Annotated in this window: 14 protein-coding genes; 12 read left to right on the forward strand and 2 right to left on the reverse strand. The window is 71.0% G+C overall.

Annotated features, from left to right (window positions below; translation table 11 throughout):
* The first annotated feature begins 17 nt into the window (after window positions 1-17).
* The 12 genes from C8D87_RS20955 (at window position 18) to C8D87_RS21010 (ending at window position 14812) form a co-directional block, all read left to right on the forward strand.
* A complete protein-coding gene (locus C8D87_RS20955) occupies window positions 18-470 on the forward strand; it encodes a 3-hydroxyacyl-ACP dehydratase FabZ family protein (RefSeq protein ID WP_112228018.1) in 453 nt (150 codons plus the stop codon).
* Entirely contained in the window at window positions 467-1726 is a 1260-nt protein-coding gene (locus tag C8D87_RS20960; protein ID WP_112228019.1) for a beta-ketoacyl-[acyl-carrier-protein] synthase family protein, read from the forward strand. Before C8D87_RS20955 ends, C8D87_RS20960 begins: the two co-directional genes overlap by 4 nt.
* Window positions 1719-2090 carry a 3-hydroxyacyl-ACP dehydratase FabZ family protein gene (locus C8D87_RS20965; RefSeq protein ID WP_211337450.1) on the forward strand — a complete coding sequence of 124 codons (372 nt, stop codon included), beginning with the start codon at window positions 1719-1721 and terminating at the stop codon, window positions 2088-2090. The genes C8D87_RS20960 and C8D87_RS20965 overlap by 8 nt, the downstream gene beginning before the upstream one ends.
* Window positions 2087-3385, forward strand: coding sequence for a beta-ketoacyl-[acyl-carrier-protein] synthase family protein (locus tag C8D87_RS20970; RefSeq protein WP_112228020.1), 1299 nt, complete (start codon window positions 2087-2089; stop codon window positions 3383-3385). The genes C8D87_RS20965 and C8D87_RS20970 overlap by 4 nt, the downstream gene beginning before the upstream one ends.
* The gene (locus C8D87_RS20975) at window positions 3382-5694 is read left to right on the forward strand and encodes a beta-ketoacyl-[acyl-carrier-protein] synthase family protein (protein WP_112228021.1); all 2313 of its coding nucleotides are present in this window, start codon (window positions 3382-3384) and stop codon (window positions 5692-5694) included. The genes C8D87_RS20970 and C8D87_RS20975 overlap by 4 nt, the downstream gene beginning before the upstream one ends.
* Entirely contained in the window at window positions 5691-6461 is a 771-nt protein-coding gene (locus tag C8D87_RS20980) for an SDR family NAD(P)-dependent oxidoreductase (RefSeq protein ID WP_112228264.1), read from the forward strand. Before C8D87_RS20975 ends, C8D87_RS20980 begins: the two co-directional genes overlap by 4 nt.
* On the forward strand, window positions 6458-7963 hold the full coding sequence (locus C8D87_RS20985) for a phytoene desaturase family protein (RefSeq protein ID WP_170166515.1): 1506 nt from the start codon (window positions 6458-6460) through the stop codon (window positions 7961-7963). The genes C8D87_RS20980 and C8D87_RS20985 overlap by 4 nt, the downstream gene beginning before the upstream one ends.
* Window positions 7944-8480: an ester cyclase gene (locus C8D87_RS20990; RefSeq protein ID WP_112228023.1), complete on the forward strand. Its 537-nt coding sequence runs from the start codon at window positions 7944-7946 to the stop codon at window positions 8478-8480. Before C8D87_RS20985 ends, C8D87_RS20990 begins: the two co-directional genes overlap by 20 nt.
* Window positions 8477-10348, forward strand: a complete 1872-nt coding sequence (locus C8D87_RS20995) for a cytochrome P450 (protein ID WP_112228024.1) — start codon at window positions 8477-8479, stop codon at window positions 10346-10348. Before C8D87_RS20990 ends, C8D87_RS20995 begins: the two co-directional genes overlap by 4 nt.
* Window positions 10348-11751: a cytochrome P450 gene (locus C8D87_RS21000; protein WP_112228025.1), complete on the forward strand. Its 1404-nt coding sequence runs from the start codon at window positions 10348-10350 to the stop codon at window positions 11749-11751. Before C8D87_RS20995 ends, C8D87_RS21000 begins: the two co-directional genes overlap by 1 nt.
* A complete protein-coding gene (locus tag C8D87_RS21005; protein WP_112228026.1) occupies window positions 11748-12818 on the forward strand; it encodes a 3-oxoacyl-ACP synthase III family protein in 1071 nt (356 codons plus the stop codon). The genes C8D87_RS21000 and C8D87_RS21005 overlap by 4 nt, the downstream gene beginning before the upstream one ends.
* A gap of 95 nt (window positions 12819-12913) precedes the next feature.
* Window positions 12914-14812: a sigma-70 family RNA polymerase sigma factor gene (locus tag C8D87_RS21010; RefSeq protein WP_112228027.1), complete on the forward strand. Its 1899-nt coding sequence runs from the start codon at window positions 12914-12916 to the stop codon at window positions 14810-14812.
* 333 nt (window positions 14813-15145) lie between these two features.
* Here C8D87_RS21010 and C8D87_RS21015 read toward each other — a convergent pair whose 3' ends face one another.
* Both C8D87_RS21015 and C8D87_RS21020 read right to left on the reverse strand, forming a co-directional pair.
* Window positions 15146-17086 carry a hypothetical protein gene (locus C8D87_RS21015; protein ID WP_112228028.1) on the reverse strand — a complete coding sequence of 647 codons (1941 nt, stop codon included), beginning with the start codon at window positions 17084-17086 and terminating at the stop codon, window positions 15146-15148.
* Window positions 17083-18519, reverse strand: coding sequence for a glycosyltransferase family 2 protein (locus C8D87_RS21020; protein ID WP_215732407.1), 1437 nt, complete (start codon window positions 18517-18519; stop codon window positions 17083-17085). The genes C8D87_RS21015 and C8D87_RS21020 overlap by 4 nt, the downstream gene beginning before the upstream one ends.
* Between the last annotated feature and the right edge of the window lie 37 nt (window positions 18520-18556).

The following is an 18556-nucleotide window of genomic DNA, read 5'->3' on the forward strand; positions in this document are numbered from 1 at the left end:
TCGCCCGAGGAGGCTCGATGCTGTTCCACATGGTCGATCGGATCGACTCGCTCGTGCCGGGTCGGTCGATCATCGCGCGAAAGCTGTTGTCGCGCACGGAGAACTATCGTCGGTGGGGTGCGGACGACCATCGTGCTCCCGGTGGTCTGCTGCTGGAGTCGCTGTGCCAGGCCGGAACATGGCTCGTGCTCGCGTCCACCGAGTTCGCCCGGAGCGGCGCGCTGGTGTCGGTCGACGAGATCACCTATCACGGCGAGGCGGGGCCGGGGGACGTGTTGTCGCTGCGAGGAGAGGTCGACGCCATGGGTGACCAGGTCGCCGTACTGTCCGGCACCGTTTCGGTCGACGGCAGACCGGTGCTCACGGCACGGAACATCCTGTGTGCCCTGCTGCCCGCGGCGAGTCTGGAGGACCCCGTGGACACCAGGCGCCGGTTCGAGCGGTTGCGCGGTCAGGAGTTGCCGCGATGAAAAGAGTCGCGATCACCGGAGTCGGTGCGGTGACCCCGTTGGGCAACGACACGGCCACGACCTGGCGACGACTGGTCGACGGGCGCGGGGGGATCTCCGCGCTCCGCACGTTCGACGCCAGCACCTTCCCCGTGCGGATCGCCGCTCAGGTGAACGGATTCGACGCGGCCCGCCGGCTTGGCCGGAGCACCGCCAGGAAACTGTCCCGCGCCGCGGGCTTCGCCGTGGCGGCTGCGGACGAGGCGGTGCGCGCGGCGAACGTTCAACCCACCGACGGATCCCAGTGGTGCAAGGGTGTGTGTCTGGCCGGCACGGTCGGCCGGGCCGAGCTGACCGAACTCGTCGGCATGGCTGAAGACGTGCTCGCCGGCCGATACCGCCGGCAGGCACCGGCCGTGGTCGTCCGGCGAGACCAGAGCTTCGTCAGTGCGTTCATCGCCAGGCGGCACGCGTTCGCCGGCCCGGTGGTCAACATCAGCACGGCCTGTGCGGGCGCCGCCAACGCCGTCGGCGAGGGCCTGCGCATGATCCGCGCCGGCGAGTGCGACGTGGTGCTGGCCGGCGGTTACGACTCGCTGACGACCTGGCTCGACGTGCTGGGCTTCAGCCTGCTCGGCGCGCTCGCTGCGGGATGGGAGAGCGATCCCGCGGCGGCGTCGCGGCCGTTCTCCGCCGACCGCAACGGTTTCGTGCTGGGAGAGGGCGCCGTCGTGCTGCTGTTGGAGGACTGGGACCGGGCGCACGCGCGTGGCGCCACCGTGCACGCCGAGCTGGCGGGCTATGGCAGTACCTTGAACGCATACCGCGTCACAGACTCACCTCCGGACGGCGGCGGCGCGATCGAGGCCATGCGCCTGGCCATCCAGGATGCCGGTGCAAGGCCGAACCTGGTGGACTACGTGGTCGCGCACGGCACCGGCACACCGGGCAACGACGCCAGCGAGACCGTCGCGATCAAGGAAGTTTTCGGCGAGCACGCCGGGGCACTGTGCGTGAGCTCGCCGAAGTCGATGACCGGGCACCTGACCTCCGCGGCCGCAGGGGTCAACCTGATCGCCGCGCTCGGCGCGTTGCGCACCGGCCTGATTCCACCGACGGTCAATCTCCGCCGGCCCGATCCCGCCCTGGACCTGGACTTCGTTCCCCTGACCGCCCGAGCCCGGCAGGTCGAGACGGCGCTGGTGAACGCGTTCGCCTTCGGCGGCACCAATGCCAGCCTCGTGGTGCGTTCGGCCCGAGGAGGATGTCGTGACTGACTTCGACGAGACCCCGTTGGTGGAGCCTGGTCGCCGGGCCACGGCGCTGCGCAACGTCACGGCCACATTGGACGTTTTCGCCACGCACTTCCCGCGGTTTCCCGTCCTGCCAGGGGTGCTGCTGCTGGAGGACATGGTGTGGCTGGCTCGTCTCGCGGCGCCCGGCGGGGCCACCAGGTGGCGGGTCGCCGACGTGAGCCGGGTCCAGTTCCGCCGTGCTGTGCAGCCGGGTGACCAGGTCCGGTTCACGGCGGAGGTCGTCGACTCGCGGGACACCGAAGTGAGCTGCCGCGTCGACGCGACGGTCGACGGCCGTGTAGTCGCAGGCGCCCGTCGGGTGCGGCTCGCGAGGAGGCGGACATGAGGCGCGTCGTGGTGACCGGGATCGGCATGATCACAGGATTCGGCGATGGCTGGCAGGTGTGCTGGCGCAACCTCCTGGCCGGTCGCAGCGCGGTGCGCGAGCTCGACTCGGTCGCGGACTCCGACTTCGCCACCCGCTGGGGTGCGGCCGTGCCCGGCTTCGCACCGGAACGCTACGTGGATCGGCGGCTGATCCGGCAGACGACGAGGAACGACCAGCTCGCGGCGGCGGGAGCGATGCTCGCGCTGCGCGACGCGGGAGTGGACCTGGGCTCGGTGGCCAAGGACCGCATCGGGGTGTTCCTCAGCGGGGGCAAGGAGATCTCCGATCCCGAGCACCTGGTCGAGGGCAGTCTCGCCGCGCGAACCCCGGACGGTGGTGTCGACCTCCGCCAGTTCGGCTCGTCGGCGGCCGCCCACATCCACCCCCTCTACTACGTCGAGGGGCTGCAATCGACCGCGTTGTTCACCCTGTCCAAGCTCACGGGCGCGAAAGGAGTCAACGGCTACTTCCACGGGACGGCGGAGTCGAGCGCGATCGCTGTGGCCCACGCGGCGACCGCGGTGCGTACCGGCGCGGCCGATCTGGTGCTGGCCGGCGGCGCGGACGACCGTTCGTCGTGGTGGCCGCTGTCGCAATGGGACGGCCTCGGAGTACTGAGCGGTCGCAACGAGTTCGGCAGCGCCGTGTGTCGTCCGTTCGACATGATGCGCAGCGGGTCGGTGCCCGGTGAAGGAGCGGTGTTGCTCGTACTGGAGTCGGCGGAGTCGGCGTCGGCCCGGGGAGCCCACGTCTACGCGGAGATCGCGGGAGCGGCGACCACCTTCGACGCCTCGGGCCACCTGAGCGCGGACCGGTCCGGACTGCCCATCGCCGAGGCGATGTCCAGAGCGGCAGGCCAGGCCGGGGAACAGACGGGGGAGGTCGGTGTCGTGGTGGCACACGGCAACGCCACTCGGCGGGGGGACCTCGGCGAGGCCGCGGGGATACGACTGGCTGTCGGCGGGGGCTCCCCCGCCATGACGTGCGTCAAGGGTGGCACCGGAGAGCTCGGAGCTGCGTCGGGAGCGTTGAACGTCGCCATCGCGGCGCTGATACTCGACATGGGCGTCGTGCCTCCGGTGACGAACCTCCGCTACGTCGACCCGGCTCTCCCACCGATGACGTGGATTCGTGACCAACCTGTCGTCGGCCGGGTGCGTACCGCGGTCGGTCTCGCCTCCGGCCTCGCGGGGCAACGTGCCGCTGTCATGTTGCGTGGGTTGAACGAGCACTGCTGTGCAGGTGCGCGGTGAACGGCGAGGCGCCTCGCGTGGTCGTGGTGTCGATGGGCGCGATCAGCAGTCTCGGCGCCACGGCGGAGCACCTGTGGACGGGTGCGCGCGAAGGCAGGGTCGCCATCACCTCGGTGCGCCACCTGGACTGGCCGGTCGATCCCACGCTCGTCGCGGGCGAGGTCGACCACGTGCCGACCGAGCCCTTCGGACGTCGTGTCCGGATACGACCCCATGCCGACCGCGCACTGGCGCTGGCACTGGCCGCCGCCTGGCAGACGTGGTCGGCCGTGCCCGCGGACCTGGTGCCCGCCGATCGGCTCGGTGTGGTGCTCGGCACCTGCAACGCGGGCCTGCTGTCCGCCCGGCGGTGGTGTCAGGCGGCACTCGACGGGGTGGAACTGCCCGCCGAAGTGGCCCGCACCATCACGCCGCAGGCCCTGGCCGAGGCGGTCGGGACCAGTGTCGGTGCCCGCGGCCCGGTGCTCGCGGTGAACACCGCGTGCGCGTCCGGGGTCAGCGCGATCGGGCTGGGCACCGACCTGATCCGGCGCGGACGAGCCGAGGCGGTGCTGACCGGTGGGGTCGACGCCCTGTCCGATGTGGTCGTAGCCGGGTTCGCGGCGCTGCAGTCGCTCGCCCCGCGACCCGCGGCGCCCTACTCGCGGTTGCGCAACGGCCTGTCACTCGGTGAGGGCAGCGGCTGGCTCCTGCTCGTCCGCGCCGACCTGGCGGCCCGCGCCGGGCTCGAGGTCGTGGCCGAGGTGGCGGGCTACGGACTCAGCACGGACGCCTACCACCCGACCGCGCCTCGGCCGGACGGCTCCGGAGCCGCGCAGGCGCTGCGGCATGCGCTCGCCGACGCCGGTCTGAGCGGTACGGACATCGGCTACGTCAACGGCCATGGCACAGGGACGCCCAAGAACGACGTGGCCGAGAGCAACGCCATCCGGGCCGCGCTCGGCCCCGCTGCCGACTCGGTGGCGGTCAGCAGCACCAAGTCGGTGATCGGGCACCTGCTCGGGGCGGCCGGTGCCGTCGAGGCGATCGTCACCGCCTGCGCGGTCCGGGAACGGGTGGTCCCGCCCACGGCGGGCGACTACGAGCCCGACCCCGAGTGCGACCTGGACTACGTGCCGGGCGCCGCGCGACCGTGGGACGGCCGGGCCGCGATCGCCAACAGCATGGCGTTCGGCGGCGTCAACGCCGCCGTCGTGCTCGCGCGGCCCGGCATCGGTTCCGCCGTCACCACCCCCTGGCAACCGGCCTTGGTCACCGGGATTGCCGTTTTCTCCCCGGCGGGCGAAGGCGTCGACCTCCTGACACGGTCGGCCGGCGGTGACGGGCGGGTCACCACCGGACCTGCGGTGGATCTCGACGTCAACTCGTCCCTGGATCGGCGCGACCGCAGGCGTCTGGATCGGCTGTCCGCGCTGAGCGTGATGAGCGCGGCCACGGCGCTGCGCCACGCCGCTGTCGAGCCGGGATCGGCGGACGCCGAACGCACCGGCCTGGTGCTGGGCACCGGTGTCGGCCCCGCCGAGTCCATCGAACAGTTCCTCGGGCCGCTGCTGGCAGAGGGACCGAGGGCCGCCAGCCCTTCGGTGTTCCCCAACACCGTCTACAGCCAGGCCGCCGGGCGGGTCGCCACCCGCCTGGGCCTGCGCGGGCCGACGTGCACCGTGTCCGTCGGCCACGCGTCGGGCGCCGTCGCACTGGGCTACGCAGCCGATTTGATCGGAATGGGACGGGCCGACCGGATCGTCGTGGTCGCAGCCGATGTGCTCACCGACACGGTGCTGAGCGCCTACCGGCGGCAGGGCGTGCTCCGCGACGACCGCCGCGGTGACGGCCTGTCACTGATCGAGGCCGGGGTGGCGATCGTGCTCGAACGCCCCGAGGTGGCACACGGCCGCGGCGCGACCGCGCTCGGAGCTGTCCGCGGCTGGGCGGCGGCCCACGACGCCCGTTCGAGCGGGTTGTGGGATCCGGCCGGTCAGGGCGTGCAACGCGCGGTGCTCGGTGCGTTGCTGGACGCGGCGACGAGCCCGGACGAGATCGGCGACGTGTGGCTGGCCGCCGCCGGGCTCGGCACCGCGGACAACGCCGAACGCGCGGCGGTCACCCGATGCCTCCCGGCCGGCGTGAAGATCCACGCGCCGAAGCTCACCGTCGGAGAGCCGCTCGGAGTAGGCGGCGCACTGACCGCCCTGCTCGCCTGGGACGACATGACGCGTCATCGCACGGGTTCTCGCGCATCCCTGGTGAACAGCTCGTCGCTGGGTGGCGCTCACGTCAGCATCGTGATCACGAGAGGGGACGCGGGGTGAAACTCGACAAGCAGGTGGCCGTGGTGACCGGGGGATCCCGCGGCATCGGCAGGGAGATCTGCCGCGCTCTCGCGGCGGAGGGAGCCACTGTGGTCGTCAACCACCGCAGGTCGGCGACGCGAGCCGCGGAGGTGGCGGAGCTCATCCAGGTCGAGGGCGGACAGGCGGAGGTGATCGCCGCGGACGTCGCCGAACCGGACGAGGTCGACCGGATGATCGCCGAGGTGGTCGAGCGCCACGGCCGCGTCGATGTCCTGGTCAACAACGCCGGAGTCGCCGAGGACGACCTCATCTGCCGGATGTCACCGGACTCCTGGCTGGCCGTCATGAAGGTCAACTTCGGCGGCGTCTTCCACTGCACGCAGGCCGTGTTGCCGCGCCTGATGGCGCAGGGGAGCGGGTCGATCGTGAACATCTCCTCGGTCATGGGTGAACGCGGATGGATCGGTCAGGCCAACTACGCGGCGTCAAAGGGTGCGATCAACGCCTTCACGCGGTGCAGCGCCATGGAGGCGGCTCGCTTCGGCGTGCGCGTGAATGCGGTCCTGCCGGGGTTCTCGCCCACCGAGATGGTCGCCGGACTGCTGGAGGGAGACCGGGGAAAGCAGATCCTCCGGCAGATTCCCCTGCGCAGCTTCGTCGAGCCCGAGGCGATCGCCCAGGCGGTCTGCTTCCTCGCCGGGCCGGACGCCGGCCTGATCACCGGCGCGCTGGTCCCCGTCGACGGCGGTGCGCTCACCGCGCTCGGGCTGGGACGGGCCCGGTGACCGGCCAGGGGTACGGCGGCGAGTTCGACGTGGTCGTCGTCGGCAGCGGGTTGGGTGGGCTGGCCACGGCCGCCTACCTCGCCCGGCACGGCCGACGGGTGCTGGTGGCCGAACGCGCCGCGGGCGTCGGCGGGTACGCCCACGGGTTCACCAGGGACGGCAGGTACTTCGACCCGGCCATTCACGTCGTGCCGGAGGCGGGACCCGGGGGAACGCTGCGCCGCCTGCTCGACCACCTGGACGTCGCCGGGGAGTGCGACTTCGTGGACTCCGACCTGCTGTACCGGGCGGTCATCGGTTCCACCGCGCTCGATGTCCCGTTCGGCTCCGGTGCCGTCGTCGAGGCGTACGTGGCCGCGTTCCCCCACGAAGCAGCGGGCATCAGGTCGTTCTTCGGCCTCTGCGAGCGGTTTCTCGCCGAGGCGCGTCAGTTGCCCGTCCGGCTCTCTGCGCGGGAGCTCGGAGCCGCGGTGCGCGGCAGCGAGGTGTACTTCCAGCATCGGCGCGCCACCCTGGCCGAGGTGCTGAACGCCCACATCTCCGATCCGCGCTGCCGGGCCTTCTGTGCCGCCGGGTGGCCCTACATGGGTTTGCCGCCCTCCCAGCTGTCGTTCGAGCTGTACGCGCGTTTCCTCCAGACCCAGCTGCACGGCCTGTCGCACTGCGTCGGCGGCTTCCAGCGTCTGGTGGATGCCTTCGTGAGCGCGATCGAGAAACGCGGAGGGACGGTCGCGGCCGACACTCCGGTCAAGCGTGTCGTACTGCGGTCCGGCCGGGTCGCCGGAGTGCTTCTCGGCGATGGCGGCCTGGTCCGCGCCCCGGTGGTGGTGTCCAACGCCGATGCCTGGCACACCTTTCACGACCTGGTGGGAATGGACCACGTGCCACCGGCCTACGCGCGCCGGCTGGCGCGGCTGCGTCCGTCGATGTCGATGTTCGTCGTGTACGCGGCCAGTACCTGCGAAATCGACCCGGCCGGCGCGGCGCACGAGACGTTCCTGTTCACCGGGGACGACCACGACCTGACATTCCGGCGGTTCCAGCGCGGGCAGGCCCCGGCCTCCGTGGTGGTGGTGCCGACTCTGCTGGACCGCTCGCTGGCGCCCGCCGGAGAGCACCTGTTCACCTCGACGGCACTGGCCCCGTACGACGCCGGACAGGACTGGGCGGAGTTGAAGCCGGTGCTCCAGGAGCGGTACCTGGACCTGGTGGAACAGGTGTACCCCGGCTTTCGCGCCGGGCTGACCCACGTCGAGAGCGCCACCCCGCACACCCTCGAACGATTCACCGGGAACCGGTTCGGCGCGGCGTACGGCTGGGAGAACACCCCGGACCAGGCCGGTAGCAAGCGCCTTGCCCACTCGACGCCGATCGAGGGGCTGTACCTGGCCGGGCACTGGACGCAGGCGGCCAGCGCGCTGCGCGTGATCGTCTCCGGGTGTCACGCGGCCAGGGAGATTCTTCTGACCACGGGAGAAACCGATGCCGGACCGACCTTCTGAGCCCGCAGCAGACCTGACCGCCCTGGCCGGCGAGCTCGTGGACCGGCTGTGGAACCACGGGGACGACAGCGTCGCCCACCGTCTGCTCGCCCCCGGATTCACCGGTCACTCACCCGACCAGCCGGGCGTCCTCGACCGGAACGGCCTGTTGCGGCTGGTACACCGGTTGCGCGCCGGTCTGCCCGACCTCGGGCTCGCCGTGCACGCCGCGGTCGAGCAGGGGCAGCAGGTGTTCCTGCGCACCTCGGTGACCGGGACGCATCGCGGATGGTTGTGGGGCCTGCCGCCGACCGGCCTGTTCACTCACGCCACCGAGATGCTCTGGCTGCGGTTCGACGACGGGCGGGTGGCCGAGCTGTGGCGGCAGTCCAGCCCGCTGCGGGTCCTGGGCCAGCTCGGCGTGCTGCCTCCGGCGGACGCGGGTGTGCTCGGCGGCAGCGGGCACCTGGTGCGCACGGCAGGCCGCCTCGCGGCGCTCTCCGCCAAGGCCTCGGTGGCGGGCAGGGGGCGGTCATGAGCAGCGGGATCGACTACCAGCGCTGCGTTCTGGAGTTCTTGCGGCGAGCGTGGAGCATCGGCGAGCAGGATCTTCTGAACACCCTGGACGAGCTGTGCGCGCCGGAGGCGTCCTTCCACATCGGCAGCCACCCGCAGACGCGCACGCTGCCCGAGTTCCAGCGTCTGGTCCGGTTGGTCAAACAGGGACAGCCCGACCTGTCCTATCGGGTTGAGGGCCTGATCAGCGCCGGGCCCGAGGTGGTGGCGCGGCTCGCCTTCCGCGGCACCCACACCGGACACCTGGCCGGCCTGGTGCCGCCGACGCGGCGCGGGCTCACTCTCACCGAGATGATCCACGTCGTCATCGACGACCAGGGCCGGTTGCGGGAACTGTGGCACGAGTCCGACTTCCACGGGCTGCTGGTGGCCGCAGGCGCCGTGCCGCCCCTCGACGCACACCCGCTCCGTCAGGTCCTGACGGCAGCCCGCTCCCTCGTCCGGTCCGCACTGTCCCCGCCGCCTGTCCCGGCGGAACTGTCCCCAGTCCTCGCGCGGGAGGCACCGGGGCCGAGGGGCTACCCGGTGGTGGGCGTGGGGCCGGACCTGGCGCGCGACCTCGTGGGTACCTTCACCCGCGCCTGGCGCGAGCACGGAGACGTCGTGCGGTTCCCGCTGCCGGGCTCGCGGCGGCTGTTCCTCGTCAACCATCCCGACCACGTACGCCAGGTGCTGGAGTACAAGCAGCCGATCTATCCGAAGGACCCGCTGTCGGTCGGCAAGTTCGAGCCGTTCGTGGGTAACGGCCTGTTCACCTCGAACGGCGAGTTCCACTTCCGGCAGCGCCGCCTCGCTCAGCCTGTCTTCAAAGGTGCCCGGGTTGCCTCCTACGCCCCGGTCATGGTGACGGCCGCCGGTGAGCTGGCGCACCGGTGGCGTGACGAGCGGGTGGAGACGGTCGACCTGACGCCCGAGATGATGCGGCTCGCGCTGGACATCGTGATGCGCACGGTGTTCAGCGCCGACCTCGGCGGGCGGACCGCGGAGATCGCGGACGCCGTGCGCACCTGCAACGCCCACACCAACGCCCGGCTGCAACGTTTCGTGGAGCTGCCCGGCACACGGCTGACCCCAGCTCACCGCCGGTTCGTGGCCGCCCGCGCCCTGGTGGACGGCTTCGTGCACGACCTGATCCAGCGTCGGCGGCGGGATCCGGCCGACCGGGACGACATGCTGTCCCGGCTGCTGTCGGCAGGCGGCCGCGGGATGACCGACCAGCACGTGCGCGACGAGATCGTGACGATCTTCCTCGGCGGCTACGAGACGACGGCCCTGTCCCTGGTCTGGACGTTCTCCCTGTTGTCGCGGCATCCGGCCGTCGAGGACGCGGTACGGGCCGAACTGTCCGAGATCGTGGGCGGACGACCGGTGGCCGACTCCGACCTGCCCCGGCTGAGCTATCTGCGCATGGTCTACCAGGAGGCGCTGCGCCTGTATCCACCGGTGTGGACGATGTCGCGCAGCCCCATCGAGGACGATGTTCTCGGCGGTTGCCGGATCCCCCGCGGCTCGCAGGTGTTCATCAGCCCCTACCTGCTCCACCGGCACCCGGAGTTCTGGGACAACCCGGAGGGGTTCCAGCCGGAACGGTTCGCCAGACAGCGGGCCACCCAGCAGCCCCTGTACTCCTACATGCCGTTCTCCCGCGGGCCGCGGCTCTGCCCCGGGGCGAGCATCGCGCTGTTCGAGGCCCCCCTGGTGATCGCTCGTCTCCTCCAGTCCTACCGGCTCCAGCTGCGGCCGGGACACCTGTGCACACCCACCTCCAACGTCTTCCTCTACCCCGAGGGCGGCATGCCGATGGCTCTCGTGCCGCTGAAGGACGGTTGATGATCATGTCTGCTGCGATGCTTCCGCCCGGTCCCGCCGGGCACCCGTTGCTGGGGTCGGCCCTGGACTTCCGGCGAGATCCGATGGGTACCTTCAGGCGAGCCAAGCAGGAGTACGGGGAACTCGTGCGGTTCCGGGGACCGGTGCCGGTGTACCTGGTCACGGGTCCCGATCACTTCCAGCGCATCCTCGTGGACAACTTCGCCAACTACCCGCATCCCGCCGACTTCGAGCGCAAGGTCGGCGCGGCCGTGGGACGTGGGCTCGTCACCACCAGCGGTCCGGAGTGGACGCACCAGAGGAGCCTGGTCGAACCGGTGTTCCGCAAGGACCACCTGTCCGGTTTCGCCGGGATCATGGCCGAACGGGCCGGGCTGCTGGCACGTGAGTGGGAACGCAGGGCCGGCCAGGGCCTCCCGTTCGACGTGCGACCGGACATGCGACGGCTCACCCTCGACGTGCTGGCCCGGTGTCTGTTCACCGCCGACTGGGTGGGTGCCGCGGCCGAGCTCGCCTCTGCGGTGCGCGTCGAGATGGAGCACCTGAACCACAAACTGATCGCCGTGCTCGATCTGCCGGAATGGGTGCCAACACCGCGCAACCTCCGCTTCACCAGAGCGAGGAGAACCATGGACCGCATCGTGTTCGAGCTGATCGGAGCACGGCGGACGGGCGGGGCGGGCGTTGGGGAAGCGATGCGGTCCGGGCGCGGCGACCTGCTGGCGATGCTGATGGCGGCGCGCGATCCCGACACCGGTGGCGCCATGTCCGACCAGCAGCTCAGAGACCACGTGACCACCCTGTTCATCGCCGGGCACGAGACAGCGGCAGCCGCCCTGTCCTGGTTGTGCCACTGCCTGGCCACGTATCCGGAGGTGGCCGAGCAGGCCGCCGAGGAGGTGGGGCAGGTGCTCGGCGGACGGCCGCCCGCCATCGGCGATCTTCCGAGGCTCCGGTACCTGCGGATGGTCATTCAGGAGGTGCTGCGCCTGTATCCGCCGTTGTGGCAGGTTGCCCGGACGCCTGTCGAGGACGACGAACTCGGTGGCCACCACGTTCCCGCGGGCTCGTTCCTGCTGCTCAACACGTTCCTGCTGCACCGGGACCCGGTGTACTGGCCGGAGCCGGAACGGTTCGACCCCGAGCGGTTCAGCCGCGCGGCCGTCGCTGATCGGCTCAGGTTCAGCTACCTGCCCTACCTGGCCGGTCCCCGCCACTGCGTCGGGATGGCCTTCGCGACGATGGAGCTGACCATCGTCGCCGCCTGCCTGCTGCAGCGCGTCCGGCTGACCAGTGCGCAGGGCGGGCGTCCGGTCGAGGCGCGGCCCGACATGACCCTCAACGCTCGCGACGCCATCTCGGTGATCGCGGCCGCTCGCACCAGGAAGGCCGGAGCGCTGTGAGCCGCCGTGCGCACATCGTCGGCACAGGTGGTTACCAGCCTGGTGAGCCGATCTCGAACGACGACCTGGAACGTCTCGTCGGCGCGCTGCCCGCGCAGGTGCTGGACGGGCTCGGGATCGAGCAGCGGTTCTGGATGATCGATCCGGACACCGGCGGACACCGCGAGAGCAACACCGACATGGCCACCGAGGCGGCCCGGCGGGCGCTGGCGGACGCCGGCGTGGACGCCGCCGAGGTCGATCTCATTTTGCTCTCCACGGGAACACCGGAGTATCCGCTTCCGCCGACGGCGAACCTCGTGCAGGAGCGGCTGGGCATCGACCGCTGCGCGACCCTGGAGGTGCGGTCCGGCGGCGCGGGGTGGGTGCAGTGCCTGGACATCGCGCGCCTGTATCTGACGTCGGGCACGGCCACCACGGCGCTCGTGATCGGCAGCGAGGTGATCTCCCCGGTGCTCGCTCCTCTGTACCTGCACCGCGACGTGGAACGCATCCGGATGCGGGAACGGATCCCCCTGTACCTGTTCGGCGACGGGGCGGGCGCCGCCGTTCTCACCGTCGGGGACGAGCCGGGCGGCCTGCTCGGCGGCGCGACGTGCGCGATCGGAGGCGACCGGCCGCCTGGAATCCGTTCGGTCGGCGGAGGAACTCACGCGCCACTGCACGTCCAGGCGGCGAGCCCCCGCCTGGTCGATCTCCAGGTCGACGTCGTGGGCGCCGCCGAGGTGACGCCCAGGATGGTCACCGAGGCGATCACTCACGGCCTGGAGGCCTGCGACGTGACGGTCGACACCGTCGACTGGTGCCTGGTCCCAGAGGGGAACGCGGGCTGGATGCTCGACGCCCTGCAGGCGGCGGGGCTGAGCACACCCGAGTGGACGAAGCTGACCGGTCGAGTGATCGACAGCCTGGCGCGGACCGGCGCCGTCGGAAGCGCCGCAGTGCCGTTGTTCCTGGACCAGGCCCGGCGGTCCGGCCAGGTGCGTGCGGGGCAGAGGGTGCTGCTGGTCGGTGTGGAAAGCACCAAGTGGATCTACGCGAGCACCGTCGTCGACCTGATCAGCTGAAGCGCGTGTGACTCACATCACACCGCAGATCTGTTCGGTTGCGTCATCGGCCCTGCGACCGCACATCTCTGGGATGTCGGAGAGGAGCCTTCTGCATGGGCAACGGGTTGAGCGCGGTGCAGGACGTCGAGGAGTATTCCTCGACGAGCGACCTCGAGCTGCTCGAGGCGGTGCGGTCCGGCGCCGGCCAGGCGTACGGCGTGTTGTTCGAGCGTCACGCGAGCGCTGCTCGCCGGATGGCCCTCCAGCTCGGCGGCACCGGGATCGAGGCGGACGACCTGGTCGCGGAGGCATTCGCCCAGGTGCTGGCGAAGCTGCGGGAGGGCAAGGGACCGACCGAGGCGTTCCGGGCCTACCTGCTGGTGGCCGTGCGGAACTGCGCGTACATGCAGCTCCGGCGAGACCGCAGCGTCGAGTTCGTGGGGGAGTACCGGGAGTCCGGCCAGACCGGTGACGATCTGCCCGCTGCCGAAGTCATACGCGACGAGGAGCGCTCGACCGTGGCTCGCGCTTTCCAGCGACTGCCGGAGCGCTGGCAGGTCGTGCTCTGGCACACCGAGGTGGAGGGGCAGCCGGCGGCGCAGGTCGCCCCACTGCTCGGGCTCACACCCAACGCCGTCTCCGCACTGGCGTACCGGGCCCGCGAAAGGCTGCGCCAGGAGTACCTCGCCGTGCATCTTCCATTGGTGGGCGACGGTTGCCGGGAGGTCGTCCGGCTGCTCGCCGCGTGGGTCCGCGCGAAGGCTCCCGCCACGGACCGGGCCTGCGTGGAGGCGCACATGGCCCGATGTGGACGGTGCCGCGACCTGGCCGATGAGCTCGCGGAGCTGAACGGCTCGTTGCGTGCCGTCCTGCTGCCTGTCGTGCTCGGCGGTGCCGCTGCCGTCTACGCGAAGGCGCTGGCTGTCCCCGTCGCCCATGCCGCCTCGCAGCTCACCCCGGTGACCGCCACGGCAGCGGCGAAGGGGCTGACGGGCAAGTTGGCGCTGGCCGGCATGACCATGTCGGCGGTGATCGTGGGACTCGTGCTGATACCGCCTGGCGGTGAGACGAACCCTGGTCAACCAGCGCGTGCGGAGCGGGCCTACGAGACGCCGGTGAGCGAACAGCCGTCCAACGCGCCGGCCGCGTCTCCCTCCTCGGCGCCGCCTGCGGTCACCGGACCGATGACCGCTCCCGCCGAGCAGGGCGCCGCCGCCAGTCCGGCCACCCGCCCCGAGGCCGTACCGGCGCCCGCCACCACATCCATCACCCAGCCCGCTCCGCCCGCCCGCCCGGTGGAGCACCGGCTCACCGCGTCCTTCACCGAGCCCGCTGTCGGCCTGGCTGCAGGCGGCGCGGCCACGGCCGCGCGACTGCGAGTGGGCAACGACGGCACCGTGCCGATCTCGTCGTGGACCCTGGTGCTCGACCCGCCGACCGGACTCTTCGTGGACGCCGTCCGGACGCGCGACGGGGACGCCATCCTGACCTGTGATCCCCGCGATGGGGCGATGACGTGCCGGTCCACCGCCGAGTTGGCGGCGGGCTCCACCACGATCCTCGAACTGCACCTGCGCGCCGCCGCCAGCGCTCGCGACGGCAGCCTCGCCGCCGTGGTCACATCGGCGGCGATGAGCACCAGTGCCGTCCTGGACGTCAGGACGACGCCCGCAGTTGATCCGCGGCTCGCTCTGACGGCTTCTGTCGTGGAGCAGCACGGCGTCGTGCAGGTCGTCGTGGTGAGGGTGCGGTACGACGGACCGGAACCTGTGCGGGTGCGGTTGGCGCACACCGCTTCCGGGCTCGACCTGGTGTGGATGAGCGGGCCTGGCTGCGAGGGACTATCGCTGCCGCTCTTCTCCGCGTCGTGCGAGTTCTCCCTGCGTCCGGGGCAGACAGCGGAGGTCGCACTTCGCATCGTCACCCCCGGTTCTCCAGCCGACTCACGTTCGATCTCGGTCGTGGCCACCGCGAACGACCTGCGCGCGGAGACGACCGTTCGACCGCGGTAGGGCTGTGTCGAAGTCCCGTTCGATGAGAGTCGCGCCCGAGGTGGTTTCCGGCGGTGCGGCGAACGGTCCGCATACCGGTGTTGTGTGTGGGCCGTTCGGCCGTGCCAGGCAGCCGGAACGAGACGACCTCGTCGGCGAACTTCGGGCGCGGCACACTGGTCCGAAATGTCGTGGTGACCTGGGAACAGGTGGCAGCACCCGGCGCAGCGGCAGAGTCAGGCGGGTTCGTGGGGCGTTCCGGTCAGGCGGCTGAATGCGCAGGCCGGGCGGCGGGTGCCAGATGACGGTCAGCATGGAGCGGCCGATGGCGGACGAGGCCTTCTTGCCGCGGCGTCAGCTGTCCCGCAGGCGGTAGAGCCGGATGTCTCCCGAGCCCTCGACGAGCTCGAACCGGTCTGGCACCGCGGCGATCTCCGAGAGCAGGGCGGGCTGCGCACCGCCCGCCTTCGCGTCCACGGCCACCCAGCCGGCGCCGGTGGCCCGTACGTCCGCCACCCACCGGTCCAGGTCTCCGAGGTAGGACACCACCACGAGGCGGCGGTCGAGCCGCTCGCCGATCCACACATGCGGAAAGCGCGCCGTGGTCGCGTCCGGTACGGCGACGCCGGCGTTCGGCGGCAGCCCGCGCAGCATCGTGTACTCCGACCACGGCTGGATTCCCCATCGTCGTCGTTCGGCGTTGGACAGCACCAGCTCCCACGCGCGATCGAGGGAAGCGCGTTGACCGTCGGCGAGGGTGATCGGTGACGGGCTGGTGGCCCACCACATGCCCAGCCCGCTCAGTGCGATCAGCGCGAGCGTCACAGCCGTCTCGGCTCGCCGTGCCAGCCACTGCACGGCGAGCAGGGTGCCCAGGCAGGCCAGCGCCGCCAGGAACAGGGTGTACCGGCTCCACCAGGGGGCGGCGCTGGTGAAGAAGACCAAGGTGGTCGGCACCACCAGCAGGACCGTCCACCGGCGGCGAAAGGCGAGCAAGGCCAGCGTGCCCAGCAGCATTCCTGCGAGGAGAACCAGCCACTGCGGACCGAACCCGCCCAACCGCTGGTCGTAGACGTACTCGTGGGGCAGCAGGTCGTAGGTCCAGCTCGCCGCCAGCCGGCTGACCAGGTCCGGCCGCTCCGCGATCTCGACCGGTTCGTTGGGGGCGATCAGGGTCGCTGCGGGATCGAGGCTCCCACCCACCAAAGGCGCGCGCAGTGGATGAACCGGGTTGCCGTGGCGGACGATGTTGGCCAGATACCAGCTGGCGCCGACCAGCAGGGGGAGCCCTGACGCCGCCGCGGCCGCTGCCGGCCACCGCCAGGAAGAGCGCAGCCGGTGCGTGCGTTTCGAGCTGCCAGGCAGGTGCCGTGCCTGCCATGCGACGTAGGCCGCCACGACCAAAGCCAGCACGACGGGCACGACGTTGGAAAACCGGGTGCCCAGCAACACCGCGAGGCCTGTCCCCGCCAGGAACAGGTACCACGTGACGTGGGCCCGGTCGCCTCGTTGCCGTCCGGTCCCGACGTCGTCGGCGGCCAGCAGGAACTGCCAGGTGACCAGTAGCCCCGCCGCCGAGGCCACGTCCGGATAGGTCGTGCCCGCCTGGAGAAACACGACCGGGATCGCCGCGAACAGGAGAGCGGCGAGAGCGGCACGAACAGTGGTCAACCCGGCGCGGACGCCGAGTCCGGCCAGCGCGCAGCAGGCGAGCAGCACGTAGCCGAACTGCGTTGCCCAGGCGAGCTGCGTGTGGGCGAGGAACACGGAGGGAAAGGCGGTGAGGAGCTCGGTGTGCTGGGGTGAGACCGAGGACCAGATCGGCAGCTCCGTCTCCGACAGCGACCCGGTGGAGACCCAGGTGTCCACTGACACCAGCCGGAACGCGTTGCCGTCGAAGTCGTGGCCGCCGACCCTGGCCGACAGCACGGCGCGCCAAAGGTACTGCGCTGCGACGAGTGCGGTGAGCAGAACCAGCGCGGGCAGCGCGGCACGTCGTCCCCGGCTCGCCCCCCACCGCTCCTCGCCGGGAAGCGCGGCGCGGCCCGCGGCGTCACGGCGCGCCGCCCAGACCGCACCTGCCGTGCCGAGTGTGATGCCGGCGGCGGCGAGCGGACCCGGACGCAGAGCTCCCAGATGACCGAGAACGAGCACCAGCACGCTGGGCTGGAACAGCGCCAGCGAGACCGTCGCGGTGAGCCGATCGGTGGCCGAGCGGAAAAGCGCCCTCGGGATCAGCCAGGACGACGTCAGCAACATCGCGGAAGTGAGAACCGCCAACAGTGCGGTGGTCACGGGCGCATCGAGTCCTCGGCCGTGCGCGGTGGCAGAGCGGCGCCGAGGCGGGCAGCTCGTCCTCGCAGCGAGGGATGACGGGTGGGCCGCGTGGCGCGGGCGTCGGTCGAGGCCGGGACTTCCGCCGCGGTGTCCTCGGCCGATCGAGCCGTCTTGTCCCAGCCGGTCCGGCCCTGCAGCATCCGCCCGAGCGCCTGCCAGCAGGCGATGAAGGCGACGTAGTTCCAGACGATCAGCACGTGCCCGAGCAGCAGGGAGCGCCAGAAGCCGTAGTGCCGCTCGCGCCGGAAGTACAGGTAACCCGACACCAGACAGGGCAGGAACGATGCCACGTACAACACGAATCCGATGAGGACGCGGGACATCGTGGACGTGCCGAAGATGGCGTTCGGGTCGGCCATCACCTGGGTGACGGACACGGCCAGCCCGATGTGGAAGAGCAACGACCACGGCAGCACGATGATCCACGGAATCGCCAGATACAGCGTCACCTCGAGCACGGCCGTGTTCGACAACCGGTGGTTCCGCCAGATCTCCGGCAGTCGTTTGCCCGCCGTCATGTGCCCCTGGAACCAGCGCGTGCGCTGCTTGATGAGCCTGGCGTACTCGGTGACGCCTTGCTGGTCCACCCAGGCCATGGTGGTCGAGTCGAGGTCCCAGCCCGCGCCGAGCAGCGTGATCGCGAGGTCCAGGTCCTCGGTCAGCGACTGCGACCACGGATCGCGGCTCAGGTCGATCAGCGCGCGCAGCCTGCTGAACTGACCGTTGCCGCCTAGGCTCACGGTCCGGCTGCGCCGCCGGCCGAACTGGGATACCGCGGACAGGCCCCAGAACTCGAAGTCCTGGACACGCGTGATCAGCTTGTGCGGGTTGCGGATCTTCACGGCGAGCTGCACGCCGCCCACCTTCGGGTCGTCGAAGAGGGGCAGGACGTAGGACCAGGCGTTCACGGACAACCTGCCGTCGGCGTCCATCACGCACACGAAGACGAGCTGCGGGTCCAGCCCGCGCTCGGCGACGTCCGCCAGTACGGCCTCGAAGCCGTGGTTCAGCGCCTCGCCCTTGCCTTGCCGGGCGTTGGGCGGTGTTCGGCGCACGAGGATCACGCGATCGCCACCGGCTTGCCGGGCGATGTCGCCGGTGCCGTCGTCGCTGCCGTCGTCGATCACCACGATGGTCGAGTTCGGCGTCCGCCGCAGTGCGCGCACCGTCTGCTCGATCACGAGGCTCTCGTTGAGGGCGGGAACCAGGAAATACACCCACTCTTGGTCGGGATCGCGCCGGGCCACAGCCGCTGAGTCCGGTCCTGCCTTCGCCGCGGCACGCATCTCCAGCAGGCCAGCGCCCGCGCAGGCCAGGAAGTACGTGAGACCGATCGCGATCGTGAGCAGCGTCGCCCCGAAGAACACCCCGCTCGCGATGTCGGAGAGCACCGTGATGACTCCTTTTCGTCCAGTGGACAGTGCTGGG

Source organism: Lentzea atacamensis, from assembly GCF_003269295.1.
GTDB classification, from domain to species: domain Bacteria; phylum Actinomycetota; class Actinomycetes; order Mycobacteriales; family Pseudonocardiaceae; genus Lentzea; species Lentzea atacamensis.